Below are 14,496 nucleotides of genomic sequence, written 5' to 3'. Positions count from 1 at the left end.
TGCTCAATACAAAGGGCCGCACCCAAGGACATGGCTGGTTATGCAAGAACGCGCGCCTCGGCGGCGGTGAGCCGAACCAGCTATGCCCATCGAACCTATGCCTCTCTGTTCCACCAGATCACCACCGGCGCCTTTGCAGAGGGCAATCCGTTGTCCTCGGAAAACGAGTTGACGTCGTTGTCCGGCATTTCACGGCCCGTGGCGTGCCAGGCGCTGGAGCGGTTGCGCGAGGACGATCTGATCGGGTCGCGCCGCGGTTCGGGATCCTCCGTCAAGCGCCGGTGCTAAGTCGCGGTGGGAGAGGCTTTTTCGGACAATCGGATGCGTGAGATCCTGATGAGTCCGGAATTCCGCCAGATGATCGAGCCGGAAAGCGCCGGTTTCGCGGCGCAGCGATGCCGATCTGCTGGAGATAAAATCCGCGGTCGACGAATTCGAGAAATACGCCGTGAAGAAAAGCAAGTTCGGATGGCACCTCGATTTCAAGTTCCATCACGCGGTAGCTATGGCCTCGGGCAACCACCGGTTCGCCGAGGCAATCTCGGTCGTCGAATATGACATCGACAACGCGGTCAACTTGGCGCGTTACCTCGTCCGCTACGACCACCTCGAAAGGGCGCAGAAGGTCCGGATGGAACACATGGACATGTATCAGGCAATCGCGGATCGGGATGCCGATAAGGTGCGCGCGCTGATGGCTGATCACCTGTACCAGGCGCGTGCGCGGATGCTCTCGTCCCGGTCGACCAGCAACAGTTTCGCGCCGGCGGCGGCAAAGGCGCCCGTAACGTCAGATGCGATGCCCCCGGCCGCGCCGGTGATTAACGCCACTTTGCCTTAAAGTTAGAAAAGCCGCTTTGGCTCCAGATAATCGTACATCTCGGTTCCGCTTGCTAAGAGTGGGCTTTGGTCAGATCAGGCGGTTCAGGCGCTCTCCGCGCCAGAAAGCCTCTACGGAATCGAGCAGTACATGGCCCATTCGCACACGGGTTTCCATGGATGAGCTGCCCTGATGCGGTTGCAGAAAGACGTTGGGCAGGGTTCGGTACGCCGGATGGATGTTCGGCTCGCCGTTGAACACGTCCAGCCCGGCGGCGGCGATCCGGCCGCTGCGCAGGGCCGCGATCAAGGCGTCGTCATCGATCAGGTCGCCGCGGGCGACATTCACCACCACCGCGCCCTCGGGCAGGTGCGCAATCGTGCGGGCGTTGAGGAATCCACGGGTTTGCGGCGAAGATGGCGCCGACAGGATCAGGAAATCTGACACCGCCAGCAGGTCCTCCGCAGTTCCATGATAGGTGGCACCCTGTTCGAGGTCGTGCGGCAAGCGCGACCGGTTGTGATAATGAATCCGCATATCGAATCCCGCGCGGGCTCGATGAGCGATGATCCGGCCAATCCGCCCCATGCCGATTATGCCCAGTCGAGCGCCGGTCAGGTCGCGGCCCAGCAGCTGCGTAGGCGACCAGCCCGGCCAGCGATCCTCGTAGATCATCCGTTCGCCCTCCTGCGCGCGGCGGGCGGCGCAGAGCATCAGCAGGATCGCCATTTCCGACACGGCGTTACTGTGGATATCCGGCGTGTGCAGCAGGGCGAGGCCATGCGCCCGAACGGCCTCAATGTCGATATGTTCATGACCGACCGACAGAGTGGCTATGGCGCGGACCGAGCTGGGCATGGCGGCGATGAAGCCGGCGTCGATCTGATCCGTCGCCATCACCATCAGCGCGTTGGGCCGATGCTCGGCGACGGCGACCTGCAGTTCCGCAGGGCTTAGCTGACGGTCTTCGGGATTGATCCAAGCCTGCATCTCGTCACGAATTCGCTGCATCACCGGTTCGGGCATCTGCCGGGTCAGCAGAATGCGGCGGCCGGTGCCTGCGGCAGGCTCCTCCGGCCCTTTTATGTCTGTCCGTTGCATCATTGTTGCGTCCCTGCTGACCACCCGCGGTCCGGCGCAAGACGTGCCGGATCCGTGCCCAAGATGGCTAGAGTCATCTTTTTACTTATCAACAAACATTACTACCATGTTATTCATGGCACAACGGAGGCATCTGTCAGATACCGGAAGCAACGGATGGGTGAAGCCAAACTGGTTCCTTTGCAAACAGCGAGCCAAAGTTATGAAAGCCTGATCGGCGGAAAATCAGTGGCTGCCCAAGGCGGGCGGACGATTGACGTCATCTGCCCCTCGGATGGGTCGATATTCGCTAAAACTCCGCGTTCCGGTCAGGCGGATGTCGATATGGCCGTGCAGGCACACGTACTACCTTCGACGCTGTCTGGGGTCGGTTCACCACCTCCGAGCGCGGCCGGCTGATGATGAAGCTGGGAGAGGACATCATTGCGCGGGCCGACAAACTGGGCGCGCTCGCATCACGCGACACGGGCAAGCCGGTCAGTTAGGGCCGCGCCGATATCGTTGCGACGGCACGCTATATGGAATTCTACAGCTCAGCCGCGGACGAGCTGCATGACGAGATCATCCCTTTACTCGACCGCTACACGGTGGCGATCGTGCGTGAACGGCATGGTCTTGTCGGGCATATCATTCCATGGAGCTATCCCAGCCAGATTTTCAGTCGCTCGGTCGAGGCGTCGCTGGCTTGCGGCAACGCCTGCGTGGTCAGACCTCCGAGGACGTCGACCTGACCCTGCACCGGATCGCCGCGCTGGCCCCCCACGGACGTCATCAGCGTGGTGGCCGGGACGGGAGCCGAGGCCGGGGTGGCGCTGGGCTAGCATCCGGGGATCGACTTCTCCTCCTTCACCGGCAGCCCCGAGGTCGGCACCATCATCCAGACTGCTGCAGCGCAGAACCATATCGGGTGCGCGCTGGAACTCGGCGGCAAATCGCCCAGATCCTGTTTCCCGACGCGGACCTGGACGTGGCGCTGCCGGTTCTGATCAAGGCGATCATCCAGAACTGCGGCCAGACCTGCTCCGCCAGCAGCCGGGTGCTGGTGCATCGGCCGATTTGCGATACGGTCGCCGAGGCGATACAGGACTGTTTTTCACAGACCGCGACCTCGGCCCGATAGTGACCACGAAACAGCAGGCCCGCGCCGCGGGCATTTCTCTGATCGCAGGAAGGAAAATAGCCACGGATACCCCCACGGGCGGCTTCTATGTCAAGTCGGCGGCCTTCGGTCCCGCACCGTGCGACAGCCGGATCGGGCGCGAAGAGATTTTCGGCCCGGTGTTGACTGTGATGCCCTTCGACGACCAGACCGAAGCCATAGCCTGGTTAACGGCACTGACTACGAGTTGGGGCAGGCATCTGGACGGCGGATTCCGAGCGCTCCATGCGCCTGGCGCGCGCCAGGCGTTGCGGTCAGGTGTTCGTTAACGGCTAGGGCGCGGCTGGCGGCATCTAACTACCCTTCGGCGGCGTGAAGAAATCCGGCCACGGGCGTGAAAAGGAATTTTAGGGGCAGTACGAGTTCTCAACCGCGAAAACCATCGTGATCGGCGGGGCGTAGGGCTTCGGCTTCGATATCGTCGAGCGCTTTGCCGAGGAGGGCGCCAGCATCACTATCCTCGACCTGAATGAGGCCAACGCCCGCGCGGTGGCCGGAAAAATCGGTGCATCGGCCATCGCGCTTGACCCCCGATGCCGCCCGCGCCTTCGTCGAGGGGCACCCGCGCCTACAACATCAGGTAGCTCGAAGAGCCGATCTGAGTGGATAGACCGGTGGAGGATTGGCGCGCTGCGCGACGTCTCGTCGATTGGGTTCGTCGGTGGCGAGACCTCGCACGCCGAACAGTTCAGACGCTGGATCGATGACGGCCTGTTACAGATCATCCAACCCGACATCACGAAATGAGGCGGCGTGACCGGATTCTCCGGCGTCGCCCGGCACACGGCGGCGACCGGATTTCGCTATTGCTCGCATGTGTTCGACGGTGGTCTGGCCTCGCTGCACCTGCTGGCTTTGGTCGACGACGACGGCACGCTGGAATCCGATCGCCGGCGCGAACGGATCATCGGCGATCTGCTGCCGGTTTCGGACGGCAGGGTGCCGCAGACCGCCGGATTGGGCGTGGGGTCCCCAACCTTTCGGTGCCAGTGGAATTCCAGACCTGATCGTCAGCTCTGGCGGCGGCATGAAGCACGGGCCGGACAGCATGGGAGAATCGAAGTGCAGGTCATAATGGCGCGGTCGTTCGGCTGGCCGGAGTTGCTCTGCGCGGAAACGATCACTGATCCGGCGTCTGGCCCCGGGCAGGTTCTCATCGACGTTGCAGCCGCCGGCGTCAATCCGTTCGACGCCTATATGCGCACCGGACGATACTGGGCCGGAAATCGGGCGGGAAAATCCTGCTCGAGGCGGGTAACAGCGATGGCTGACGGTATGCGCGGGGCGGGGGGGGGCCGCGACGACCGCCGCAGCCGCAGCCCTCGTGTTCAGGTGATGCGCCGGATGCTTTCAAGAACGGCCGCGGGCTCGAAAACCGATTTCCAGTCTGAGTTGATGAGGATCGGCCGGCCGTTTTCGATGGCCTTATTGCAGGCGTCCGAGAATTGGCCGGGGATCTCCTCGAACAGGACCGCCAGCATGATATTGGCGTGGCCGAGCACGAATTCCCGGGCCGCCTCTTTCGGCACACCGCGCGCCACGCATTCATCCATCGCCTCGCGCAGGATTGTCAGCAGGGTGCCACACACGGTTTCCGACAGCGCCGGTTCCAGCATGGCCATCTGCTCGACGGTCACGCGGTAGGAACTGTGCACCGGCGCATAGATCGTCCGGGCGATCTTTTCGCCGAGTTCCCAAGCATCTTCGGGGCCCTGCATCAGGGCGCAAACAATACCCTGCCTGGCGGACAGACCGCCGAAATAGTCGCTTTGCGCCTCGGCAGTGGCCTCGTGGTTGAAAACCGAAGGGTGACAGGGGTGTGTCACGAAATAGGTCAGGTCGTCGCGTTCGGGCAGGTGTCCGGCAAACGGGGCGGCCGCGTCCAGAACGATGACCATCGTTCCGGGGCGCAGCTTGTCGTTGATGCTGGCCGCAACCTTGCCGATCGCCACGTCGGGAACCGCGAGGATGACGGCCTCGGCGGTGCTGAGCGCGGTATCTATATCTACGCAACGAACGCCGAAATCGGTCTCGATCCGTTTTGCAGCGGCTTCGTTGACTTCGACGTGCGACGCCTCGAATTCCGAGTCCTTGAGATTTTTTGTCAGCCGGTATCCCATTTTGCCTCCGGCGCCGATAAGGGCAATTTTTGTCATCGTTGATGTCCTTTACTGAAGATTGAGTGCCTTGCGGGGGGTCACTTCGTCCCCTTTCGCACGTGTTCGAAGAAGTCCTTGTCGCCCATCTGTCCACCCTTGAGCACGATTTCGAGTCCGTCGAATTTCGGATTTTCAGCATGGGCCCGGCACAGCGGCGCGCCCGGCGTGATCGGGGCTAGTGCGGTCAGCGCGAACAGACCGAGCCCGCCGGTAATTCCGCCAGAGGTGTCGCCGCCGGCCACCACCGCGCGCGTCAGCCCCGAACGGTGCAACGTATCGCGAAAGATCGTGCCTTGGGCCTGGCTGAGCTCGCGGGTGAAAGCTTCGGGATTGCGTTCATACAGCGCGCGGGCCTTCGCGTCCGGCGCACCGATCGCGGAATAGGCGACGACATTCCTGCCCTCGGCCAGACCGGCGACACAGGCGTTAGTGACAGTTTCAATGACGTCGGATCGTGTGTCCGGGTTCAGTATGTTCGCTGGGTCGATTGTACAGCCGAGGTAACCTGCATTCAGCGCGGCGCCAATCTGTCCGCCAGTGACCGGCGAACAACTGCCGGAAATAACGAACATCCGCTCCACGGGGTCGAAACCGGGCGCGGGCAGATCCTCTGCCGCGGGCACGAGGCCCTGCGCGCGCCAATGGGCGACCAGCGCGTATTCCAACCCGGACGATCCGGCGCAGAAAAGGCTGCGACCCCCGGCTGCGTTCCAGATCAGCTCTCCGCTGCGGCGCAGGCTGCGCTGATCCATGACATCATAGAACAGGATATCCGGGTCGCGGCGCATCACATCGGCGTGGCGTTCGCGATAGCTGTCATCCCACAAGGCAAGAATGTCCATCAACTCGACATCAAGGTCGGTCTGGGCGGCCAGATGGCAGCGCAGGTCGCCCTCGGTCATCGGCGTGACAGGGTGACGGCTCATGGTCGGGTGCCGATCGATGCGAAAGGTCGCGTCACTGACGCTGGCAAACAGGTTGCCGAAAACCTGATACCGCCGCAGCGCGGGTGCGCCTACGACAACGGGTACGGTAGGGGTACCGAAACACTCACGGCCGATCTCGATGGCGCGGCCGATGCTTCCGGTTTCGGGCGAACTGTCGAAGGTCGAGCAGACCTTGTAATGGCAGACAGGTGCGCCCAGCGCCTTTAGCGCGTCGTAAACTGGCGGCAGGTTCTTGGACATCCAACCGGGCGACATGGCGCGGCTCATTCCAGCGATGCCGACAGCGCGGGCACTGGGGAACCGGGCCAGCTGTTCGGCCGTGGGCAGGTCCAAGAATAGCACGGTTTGCACCCCGTTCATGGACAGCGATTCCATGACGTCGGTGGAGCCGGTGAAGTCGTCGCCATAATAGGCTATAAGCAGGTCGTTTGTCATTGTCCGAAGGCTTCCAAAGCTCTAGCCAGTTCCGGCCGGGTCTTTGCGTAGTCTTCTAGCGGCGCACCTGCAATAGCCGCTGCCCATGCATCGCGGACGCTGTGAACGCCGGCTTCGATCCCGTCGGGATGGCCGATAATGCCGCCGCCGCAGCAATATATCAGATCGGTACTGCCCAGCGCCTCATAAGTCGCTGATGCCTGCCACGCGGTCTGGCCCGATGAAAAGACCGGCATCACAAGGCAGGGTTTGTCCTCTGCCAGTGGTATCAGGCAGGCCCTCGCCGAAGTGATGACACTATCATCCGTTTCGCAGAACTTGTTCCCCAGTCCGTTAACATGCATGTGGTCGGCACCCGCCAGCCGCCAGAGCTTTTGCCAAGCGACATAGCTTATGCCGAAATGCGGCGATCGAGCAAACAAGCCCCAGCCGTTACGGTGGGCGTGGATCGGCATCTGCGCATGGCGGCGCAGCGCGGTAAAGCCGGACAAGCCGACGCTATGCAAGCTGACCATAGCGCAGGTGGCGCCGGTTTCCAGCAACAGGTCGTGGCGCCGCCACATCTCGTCGACCTCGCCGGTCAGGTTGAAGGCATACATCACCTTGCGCCCGGTGCGGTCGGCATGGTTGTTGATTTCGCGCATGACGGCGCGCACCCGGTCGTCGAACGGGCAATGCGGACCGTCTGCTTGCAATTCATCGTCCTTGATGAAATCGATGCCGCCGTCGATCAACTGGCGGACCGTGGCGGCGGTCTCTTCCGGGCCAAGCCCGACGGACGGCTTGATGATCGTGCCGATCAGTGGCCGGTCCTTGACGCCGGCCAGCACTCTGGTGCCGCCGATGCCAAAGGCCGGACCAGGATAGACGCGGGTAAAAGGTTCTGGCAGGGTGATGTCCAGCAGGCGCAAGCCCGAGAACTGGCGCAGTTCGAACAGATTGCCGGCAATCGTAGCCAGCAAATTGGGCAGCGACGCGCCCATATTGGCAATCGGCCAAGACAGAACCACTTCGGCCTGCCGCCAGACCGGAGGCTCGCCTTTGGGCACAGCCGCTCCGGGAAGGGACGGCTGCGAAACGGTGTTGAGTTCGTTGATACGTTCGACCACGGCGGCTGAGCGGGCCTTCAGTGCTTCGCTTTCGCCGGGCACTGGCAGGAACGTTCCTGACGACTGCTCGCCTGCCATCGCTGCAGCGGCGTCGGCCAGTGGAAAGGCTGTCTCGAGCCAATAGGTCGCATAAATACTGTCTCTCACGTAGGACTCTCCGGGCGGTTTGATGGCGCGGTCAGCCATAATATATTGTCATAGCTTATATAATGATTACATCACTTGATGTGCAGAGTCAATCCCGGACAACTCGTTTCGCAAAAATTTCCGGTTTGTGGGGCGGGTGCGCTCACTTCATCCAGATGGTCGTGTGTCATCCGGTAAGCGCAACGCCTGCAGTGATCATGCCCGACGACCTGGACCGGCAAGGCCTGCGCTGTCGCCATCGCCGCGCAGGCCGGCGGCGATCGCAGTAAAGTCCTGTTCCGGCGTGATCCGATGCCACATCGCATGAGCTTGCGGGTAGCCGAACATCGGCAACATCGGCAACCCGCTGGCGGTGCCCGGTTCGCGGCGTTAACTGGTCGTAGCACCCTCCGAGGCGCTGGACACCATTTTTGCATATTTTGCAAAGACACCCCGGCGCGCGTCGGTCGTCGGCGAGACCCAGCCCGCCAGCCGAGACCGCAGTTCGTCCGCGTTTAGGTCCACATCCAGCAGGCGTTTCGCCACGTCTATCGAGATCATATCGCCGTCGTGCAGGGCCGCAATCGGTCCGCCCTCTGCCGCTTCGGGCACCACATGGCCGATCATGAAGCCATGTGTCGCGCCGGAAAACCGCCCGTCGGTGATCAGAACAACCGACGCGCCGAGTCCTGCCCCCTGCAGAGCCGCCGTCACATGCAGCATCTCGGGCATCCCCGGTGCGCCCTTGGGGCCGGCATTGCGGATCACTACCACGTCACCGGGTTTGATAGCCCCCGCCTTGACGGCATCGAAGGCATCCTCACCCTTTTCGAAGACGCGGGCAGGGCCTGTATGGTTGTTCCGTTTCTGTCCGGACAGCTTGATGACGCATCCGCCGGGGGCAATGTTGCCGCGCAGAATCGCGATGCCACCTTCGGGCTTGATCGCTTGGTCGAGCGATCTGATGACCTGCTGACCGTCGGGCTCCGCTATGGCGTCGATGGCTTCGCCGATGGTTTTGCCAGTGACGGTCATTGCAGCCCCGTGCAGCAGCCCGGCTTGTTTCAGTCGCTTGCCAACGACCGCCATGCCGCCGGCTTCGAACATCTCGGGGGCGGTATAGGTGCCCCAGGGTTTCAGGTCGGCGATCACCGGGGTCTTGCGTGATATCGCGTCGAAATCGTCGATGGTCAACCGGACGTCGTATTCCTTGGCGGTCGCCAGCAAGTGCAGTACGGCATTGGTGGAGCCGCCGGTAGCCATGACGCCGCAGATGGCATTCTCAAAACTTTGCCGAGTCACGATGTCGCGCGGGCGGACGTCTCGGTTCAGCAGGTCCATGACCAGCGCGCCGCAGGCCTCCGCCGCGTCGGCCTTGTGCGTGTCTACCGCCGGAATGCCGTTCCAGTTCAGAGGGGACATGCCCAACATTTCGTAGGCGCCTGCCATCGTATTGGCCGTGAACTGGCCACCGCAGGCCCCGGCGCCAGGGCAGGCGTGATCCTCGACATCCTTGAATTCTTCGGCATCGATATGGCCGGCGTTATAGGCGCCAACCGCCTCGAACACATCCTGAATGGTCAGGTTGCGTCGGCCGAATTCGCCTGTGCGACGATTGCAGCGTCCAAACATGATGGATCCGCCATAGAGCATGACGCCGGGGATGTTCAGCCGTCCCAGAACCATGGTCATTGCGGGGATTGTCTTGTCGCACCCCGATATCGTGACCAGCCCGTCCAGCAGATGTCCGCGGGCGACAAGCTCGACGGAGTCCGCGATGACCTCGCGGCTTATCAGAGAGGCGCGCATGCCCTCTGTCCCGGTCGGGATGGCGTCATTGATGGCGATCGTGTTGATCTCGACAGGCGTCCCCCCCGAGGCGCGGATGCCGGCCATTACCTTCTGTGCCAGGTCCCGGTGGTTCGCATTGCACGGCATTGTGCCGATCCAACAATGGGCCACGCCGATCTGCGGTTTCCGCAGATCCTCGTCGGTGAACCCGGCCCCCTTCATCATCGCACGCGCCGGGGCGCGGTCGGGCCCGTCCAGAAGCCGCCTGCTGTTATGTCTTGGGTCGGGCATATCCAAATCTCCGAATTTCGTTGCGTTACCTTATATGATGGTATAATCTCGATATGACATTACCGGATGACTCCTGTCAACTTGCCTTTGCAATCAGCCTGCCATTAAATCCGGTTAGAAAATGGCTGTGCTAAGGGTGGCGAGACTGATTCGAAGAAGCACTGATTTCGCGCTTGTGAGGCAAGACGCAATTTCGCAGTGTGAAGCCATCGAACGGTGCGGGGGCGTAACATATGAATTCAAGGACACAGGTTAAATGAAGGCAGAGCCCATCAGACGTAGAAAATTGGCGCATGAAGTTCTGGATCGCATGCTTGAGCGGATGCGCGAAGGGGAGTTTCCTGTTGGGTCCACCTTGCCGTCAGAGCGTGAATTGATGGAATTCTTTTCGGTGGGGCGCCCTGCTGTGCGCGAAGCCTTGCAGGCGATGGAACGCATGGGGTTTATCGCAATTGTTCACGGCGAAGGCGCGAAAGTGTTGCCGGTAACCGCGTCAACCATCATTTCGCAGATATCTGAATCGGCAATGCATCTGCTGAATAGTGACGAGGATTTGCTGGAACACCTCAAGAACGCACGCGCTTTCTTTGAGGTCAACATGGTCCGGACCGTCATCGAAACGGTTGATGAGGAAGGCCTGAAACGTCTCAAGGCGGCTCTGGAGGAAAACCGCGCCGATATGGATGACCAGCAGCGCTTTCATGAAGCTGACATGGAGTTCCACCGCACCATTGCCAAGCTCTCGGGGAACCCGATCTTTTTTGCGGTATCGCAGGCGATGCTCGAATGGCTTCGGACCTTCCATTCCGATCTGGTCTGGAACCCTGGGCAAGAAGATATGATCATCGCCGAGCACGAAGAGATATATAATCTGATCGCGGCGCGGGACGCCGACGGGGCCGCCAGAGCAATGGCAAATCACCTTGCACGTGCGAATCAACGCTATCAAATCGCCTCTACCGACTGACTTGATCAGCGTTGACTGGCCAAGAAGCGGCGGTGCGGTGGCCTCTGAATTCTGGAAATAATGTCGATTCGAGTGTGTGGTCCTCTGTCGATCCACTTGGCATTGCAGGCGGCAGCGTACTGCCGGACAACGGCAAATACCGCGCCAGATATAGATAAACGATTAATAAGTGGCAATTATCGCGTCGTGACGCGAAGGGCGCAGATCTGTGGCTGTCGCTGTGTATCCGTTGCTTCCTGGCGAAAGGTTGCTTGACAGAATAATGAGTTATCATGTAATCATAATACCAGTAGATCAGGCAATGACTACCAGAGCAAATCGATGGAGGAGAGAAAATGTCCAACCAAGGTAAAGGCAAAGCGAAAGAGGGCGCTCTGGGTCGCCGCCGCTTTCTGACGACTGGCGCCGCATTGGCAAGTGGCGGTGCCGCCTCGGCGGTGTTCGGTGCCCCGACGGTGGCCCGCGCGCAGGAAAACATTACCTGGCGCATTCAGACGCATTACAGTTCCGGTTCTCCAGCCGGCGTCACGTTCCAGCGTTTTATCGACAATGTCGCGACGATGTCTGGTGGTCGCCTGACGATGGAGCCCTACACCAGTTCGGCACTGGTGAAGATTACCGAAGCCGCCAGCGCGACCCGCTCCGGCATCCTGGATGCAGACATGTCTTGGGCTGGCTACGGCATCGGGCTTGACCCGGCTTTCCAGTTCTTCGCCGACATTAACGGGGCCTACACAATTCCGGAACAACCGCAATACTGGCTGGACCACGAGGGTGGGCGCGAACTGGCGGATGAACTGTTCCATTCCTACGGCCTGCATCTGGTCGGCTTCTGGGGCACGATTCCGGAATCTCTAGTGTCGACCGTTCCGCTTCCAAACTTGAAGGCATTGAAAGGCTTCCGCCTGCGCTCGCCGCTTGGTCTCCAAGGCGAAGTTCTGAGCGCCTTCGGGGCAGAGCCGATCGTCATGGATTTTGGCGAGGTATTCACCGCGCTCGACACAGGTATTGTGGACGGCGCCGACGCAGCGGAACTGCGCGTGAACGACAGTCTGGGTCTGCACGAGGTTGCCAAACACGTGACATATCCGGGCTTCCACGCGATGCCTTGGGTGCATTTGGCCGTCAACAAGGACAAGTGGGATGCGCTCGGACCGGACCTTCAAAAGATCGTCGAGATCGCGCTTAAGAAGGCCGCCCATGAACGCGGGGTCGAGGATCGTGTGCTCAACGATTTGGTTGCCACGCAGTTGAAAGAAAAGGGCGTCTCTGTACACACATGGCCGGAAGAGGAAATGTCCGAGTTCCGCAAGATCGCGCGTCCGGTCTGGGAGGCCTATGCCGAGGCGAACGATATGTCGAAACGCGCCTATGCTAGCCATGCCACCTTCATGGAGAAAATCGGTATTATCTCGTAGCTTAGTGCGGTTGAACAAAACTTCTGTGCCGCCACAGGCGGCACAGAAGTTTGCCAGGTCGCCCCGTTGGAGATACAATTGCTGTACTCGAACTCGGGGCCAACCGGACCCTGTAAACACAATCTGGATCTGAAAGCATGACAAGCCCAACCTCCGGTCAATCAGGCAAGCTTGATTTGGTCAGCAGATTTTCCTTGCTTATATCCTATCTGATCATGGCACTGATACCGGTGATCGTCTTGATCGTCGGCTACGAAGTGGTCATGCGCTATGTCTTTGGAAAATCGACCAGCTGGGTGCACGACCTTAGCGTCTGGCTGGGGGCAGTGATCTATGTTGCCTCGGGCATCTATGCGATGCAGCAGAGAGCTCATATCTCGATCACCTTTCTCCACGATGCAGTGCCGAGCAGGATGCGGCGGGTCCGGCTAGCGCTTTCCGCCGTCGGCCTGCTGACGGTGCTGATCTTTGCGGCCGGTCTGGTCTGGGGTGCGGGTCCCGATGCATGGCGGTCGCTCCTTTCCTTGGAACGCGCCGGAACCAGTTGGAACCCACCGATCCCCGGCACGATCAAACCGTTGATTCTCTTCGTCGTCTTTCTGATTGCCATGCAGGCGATCGTAAATTTCATACACGAACTTCGCGCGGACGCCCCGCCGAGGGAAACGACCGTCGAGGTGGATTGATCATGGATATCGGCTCTCTTTCGCTGCTGCTGGTCGGCAGCATCCTTTTACTGCTGAGCCTCGGTGTTCCGCTGGCCTTCGCCGCGGCGCTGGTCGGGCTGGTTCTGGGATATTCGCTGTTCGGCATCCCCGGCATAATCCTTTTGATGCAGCGCGTCTATTCGATCAGCACAGAATACATCCTTTTGTCAGTGCCGCTATTCCTGCTGATGGCCGCCTTGCTGGAGCGCAGCGGCATTGCGCGAGAGATGTTCAACGCCCTCGATGCTTGGACGGGTCGGATCCGCGGTGGTGTGCTGATCGTGACCGCCTTGATGGGCACCATCATGGCCGCGATGAGCGGCATTATCGGCGGCGAGATCGTCATCCTCGGCCTGGTAGCCCTGCCGCAAATGCTACGGCTTGGTTATAACCGAAAACTGTCCATCGGCATGACCTGTGCCGCGGGGTCGCTGGGGACGATGCTGCCGCCATCAGTCGTTCTGATCGTCTATGGCCTGGTGGCGGGGACCTCCATCAGCGATCTGTTTCTTGCCGGTATCATACCGGGATTGCTGCTGGCAACCGGGTACATCGCCTATGCGTTGGGACGTTGCCACCTGCAACCCGAAATGGCCCCCAAAGTCGACCGGCAACCGGTTCCCTTCGCCGACAAGATGCGCGCGTCCAAGGGCATGATCGCGCCAGTGCTGCTGGTCGGGGTCATCTTTGGCTTCATCTACGGGGGTGTGACCTCGATCACTGAGGCCGCCGCCATGGCCGCGCTGCTGACCTTTGTCGTGGTGTCGCTGCGGGGTGAGATGACATGGGTCCTGTTCAGCGGTGCGCTGAAGCAGACACTTGTCTCGATCGGGGTGATCCTGTGGGTGACTTTCGGGGCAACCATGCTGACGGGCTCGTTCAGCCTTGCCGGCGGTCCGTCCTATATCGCTCGCAGCATTACGGAACTGGGTGTGTCGCCCTTTGCGACGATTCTTGTCATTCTGCTGCTGTTCGTTATTCTGGGTATGTTCATCGACTGGATCGGCATCCTGCTGCTGACAATGCCGGTGCTGATACCGGTTGTTAGCAGTCTCGGGTACGACCTGATCTGGTTCGGCATCTTGTTCTGTCTGACGATGCAGATTTCCTATCTCACGCCGCCGTTCGGCCCGGCCGCCTTCTACCTGAAAAGCGTCGTGCCGGAGGATATTTCAATCGTCGAAATCTTTCACAGTTTCATCCCCTTCATTGTGATCCAGATTGTCGTGATTGCTCTGGTCCTGCTGTTTCCGCAATTGTCGCTAGCCCTGCTTTAGGGTTTAGTCCGGTTGCCTTCAGGCTTCAGACGCTTGGTGCCAGGGATCGGGGACCGGGCGTTCCTGTTCCCACTGAACTGACTGGCCAGCCAGCAAATGCTGCCGGGGCCGGGACGCACCGGACAGGAGCGTGTTGGCGGCCCGGCCTGTCGACGCGGGCATCCATGATGACCAAAAAAATGGCCCCTG

General features: G+C 60.6%; 13 protein-coding genes and 2 pseudogenes. 9 read left to right on the top strand and 6 right to left on the bottom strand.

Translation table 11 applies throughout. From position 1 onward, the window contains the following. Nucleotides 1-30 precede the first annotated feature (30 nt). Together BSG08_RS09940 and BSG08_RS19825 are read left to right on the top strand one after the other, a co-directional pair. Complete coding sequence (locus BSG08_RS09940; protein ID WP_093035910.1) at nucleotides 31-288, top strand: GntR family transcriptional regulator; 258 nt, start codon at nucleotides 31-33, stop codon at nucleotides 286-288. A gap of 106 nt (nucleotides 289-394) precedes the next feature. Beyond that, nucleotides 395-841 (top strand): annotated as a pseudogene (locus tag BSG08_RS19825) (FadR/GntR family transcriptional regulator); the annotation flags it as partial. A gap of 69 nt (nucleotides 842-910) precedes the next feature. Here the strand turns inward: BSG08_RS19825 and BSG08_RS09930 are convergent. Then, on the bottom strand, nucleotides 911-1,924 hold the full coding sequence (locus BSG08_RS09930; protein WP_217649886.1) for a 2-hydroxyacid dehydrogenase: 1,014 nt from the start codon (nucleotides 1,922-1,924) through the stop codon (nucleotides 911-913). Between the two features lie 60 nt (nucleotides 1,925-1,984). Between BSG08_RS09930 and BSG08_RS19670 the strand changes: the two genes are divergently transcribed. The 3 genes and pseudogenes from BSG08_RS19670 (at nucleotide 1,985) to BSG08_RS19815 (ending at nucleotide 3,349) form a co-directional block, all read left to right on the top strand. Next, nucleotides 1,985-2,320: a hypothetical protein gene (locus BSG08_RS19670; protein WP_245770654.1), complete on the top strand. Its 336-nt coding sequence runs from the start codon at nucleotides 1,985-1,987 to the stop codon at nucleotides 2,318-2,320. A gap of 119 nt (nucleotides 2,321-2,439) precedes the next feature. Continuing rightward, nucleotides 2,440-3,041, top strand: a pseudogene (locus BSG08_RS19905) (aldehyde dehydrogenase family protein). Beyond that, the gene (locus BSG08_RS19815) at nucleotides 3,041-3,349 is read left to right on the top strand and encodes an aldehyde dehydrogenase family protein (protein ID WP_281248271.1); all 309 of its coding nucleotides are present in this window, start codon (nucleotides 3,041-3,043) and stop codon (nucleotides 3,347-3,349) included. Before BSG08_RS19905 ends, BSG08_RS19815 begins: the two are co-directional and overlap by 1 nt. Before the next feature lie 445 nt (nucleotides 3,350-3,794). Here BSG08_RS19815 and BSG08_RS09920 read toward each other — a convergent pair whose 3' ends face one another. The 5 genes from BSG08_RS09920 to ilvD all read right to left on the bottom strand — a co-directional run bounded on the left by BSG08_RS09920 (nucleotide 3,795) and on the right by ilvD (nucleotide 9,938). Then, nucleotides 3,795-4,109, bottom strand: coding sequence for a hypothetical protein (locus BSG08_RS09920; protein ID WP_139274555.1), 315 nt, complete (start codon nucleotides 4,107-4,109; stop codon nucleotides 3,795-3,797). A 299-nt stretch (nucleotides 4,110-4,408) separates the two neighbouring features. Then, nucleotides 4,409-5,236, bottom strand: coding sequence for a phosphogluconate dehydrogenase C-terminal domain-containing protein (locus BSG08_RS09915; RefSeq protein ID WP_093035901.1), 828 nt, complete (start codon nucleotides 5,234-5,236; stop codon nucleotides 4,409-4,411). A gap of 41 nt (nucleotides 5,237-5,277) precedes the next feature. Next, nucleotides 5,278-6,621, bottom strand: coding sequence for a four-carbon acid sugar kinase family protein (locus BSG08_RS09910; RefSeq protein WP_093035898.1), 1,344 nt, complete (start codon nucleotides 6,619-6,621; stop codon nucleotides 5,278-5,280). After that, nucleotides 6,618-7,916 (bottom strand): ribulose-bisphosphate carboxylase large subunit family protein, encoded by a 1,299-nt coding sequence (locus tag BSG08_RS09905; RefSeq protein WP_093035894.1) that lies wholly within the window; start codon nucleotides 7,914-7,916, stop codon nucleotides 6,618-6,620. Before BSG08_RS09905 ends, BSG08_RS09910 begins: the two co-directional genes overlap by 4 nt. Before the next feature lie 330 nt (nucleotides 7,917-8,246). After that, nucleotides 8,247-9,938 carry a dihydroxy-acid dehydratase gene (gene ilvD / locus BSG08_RS09900; protein WP_093035891.1) on the bottom strand — a complete coding sequence of 564 codons (1,692 nt, stop codon included), beginning with the start codon at nucleotides 9,936-9,938 and terminating at the stop codon, nucleotides 8,247-8,249. Nucleotides 9,939-10,194: 256 nt separating this feature from the next. On the opposite strand from ilvD, the gene nanR reads away from it, so the two are divergent. The 4 genes from nanR (at nucleotide 10,195) to BSG08_RS09880 (ending at nucleotide 14,307) form a co-directional block, all read left to right on the top strand. Then, entirely contained in the window at nucleotides 10,195-10,905 is a 711-nt protein-coding gene (nanR, locus tag BSG08_RS09895; protein ID WP_093035888.1) for a transcriptional regulator NanR, read from the top strand. A 335-nt stretch (nucleotides 10,906-11,240) separates the two neighbouring features. After that, nucleotides 11,241-12,323, top strand: coding sequence for a TRAP transporter substrate-binding protein DctP (dctP, locus tag BSG08_RS09890; RefSeq protein WP_093035885.1), 1,083 nt, complete (start codon nucleotides 11,241-11,243; stop codon nucleotides 12,321-12,323). Between the two features lie 137 nt (nucleotides 12,324-12,460). Continuing rightward, on the top strand, nucleotides 12,461-13,009 hold the full coding sequence (locus BSG08_RS19655) for a TRAP transporter small permease subunit (RefSeq protein WP_093035882.1): 549 nt from the start codon (nucleotides 12,461-12,463) through the stop codon (nucleotides 13,007-13,009). 2 nt (nucleotides 13,010-13,011) lie between these two features. Beyond that, the gene (locus tag BSG08_RS09880; RefSeq protein WP_093035879.1) at nucleotides 13,012-14,307 is read left to right on the top strand and encodes a TRAP transporter large permease; all 1,296 of its coding nucleotides are present in this window, start codon (nucleotides 13,012-13,014) and stop codon (nucleotides 14,305-14,307) included. Nucleotides 14,308-14,496: the final 189 nt, after the last annotated feature.

The sequence above is a fragment of the Roseovarius azorensis genome, from assembly GCF_900109455.1.
Taxonomy (GTDB): Bacteria; Pseudomonadota; Alphaproteobacteria; order Rhodobacterales; family Rhodobacteraceae; genus Roseovarius; species Roseovarius azorensis.
Note: the sequence above shows the minus strand (reverse complement) of the source record. Positions and strands in the feature narration are given on the sequence as shown.

Excerpts from the sequence above, each read along its gene's own strand:
- BSG08_RS09910 (WP_093035898.1), bottom strand. The coding sequence starts at position 6,621 with ATGACAAACGACCTGCTTATAGCCTATTATGGCGACGACTTCACCGGC.
- BSG08_RS09880 (WP_093035879.1), top strand. The coding sequence starts at position 13,012 with ATGGATATCGGCTCTCTTTCGCTGCTGCTGGTCGGCAGCATCCTTTTA.
- BSG08_RS09905 (WP_093035894.1), bottom strand. The coding sequence starts at position 7,916 with ATGGCTGACCGCGCCATCAAACCGCCCGGAGAGTCCTACGTGAGAGAC.
- BSG08_RS09940 (WP_093035910.1), top strand. The coding sequence starts at position 31 with ATGGCTGGTTATGCAAGAACGCGCGCCTCGGCGGCGGTGAGCCGAACC.
- BSG08_RS09920 (WP_139274555.1), bottom strand. The coding sequence starts at position 4,109 with ATGCCGCCGCCAGAGCTGACGATCAGGTCTGGAATTCCACTGGCACCG.
- nanR (WP_093035888.1), top strand. The coding sequence starts at position 10,195 with ATGAAGGCAGAGCCCATCAGACGTAGAAAATTGGCGCATGAAGTTCTG.
- ilvD (WP_093035891.1), bottom strand. The coding sequence starts at position 9,938 with ATGCCCGACCCAAGACATAACAGCAGGCGGCTTCTGGACGGGCCCGAC.
- BSG08_RS09930 (WP_217649886.1), bottom strand. The coding sequence starts at position 1,924 with ATGATGCAACGGACAGACATAAAAGGGCCGGAGGAGCCTGCCGCAGGC.
- dctP (WP_093035885.1), top strand. The coding sequence starts at position 11,241 with ATGTCCAACCAAGGTAAAGGCAAAGCGAAAGAGGGCGCTCTGGGTCGC.
- BSG08_RS19670 (WP_245770654.1), top strand. The coding sequence starts at position 1,985 with ATGGCTAGAGTCATCTTTTTACTTATCAACAAACATTACTACCATGTT.
- BSG08_RS09915 (WP_093035901.1), bottom strand. The coding sequence starts at position 5,236 with ATGACAAAAATTGCCCTTATCGGCGCCGGAGGCAAAATGGGATACCGG.
- BSG08_RS19655 (WP_093035882.1), top strand. The coding sequence starts at position 12,461 with ATGACAAGCCCAACCTCCGGTCAATCAGGCAAGCTTGATTTGGTCAGC.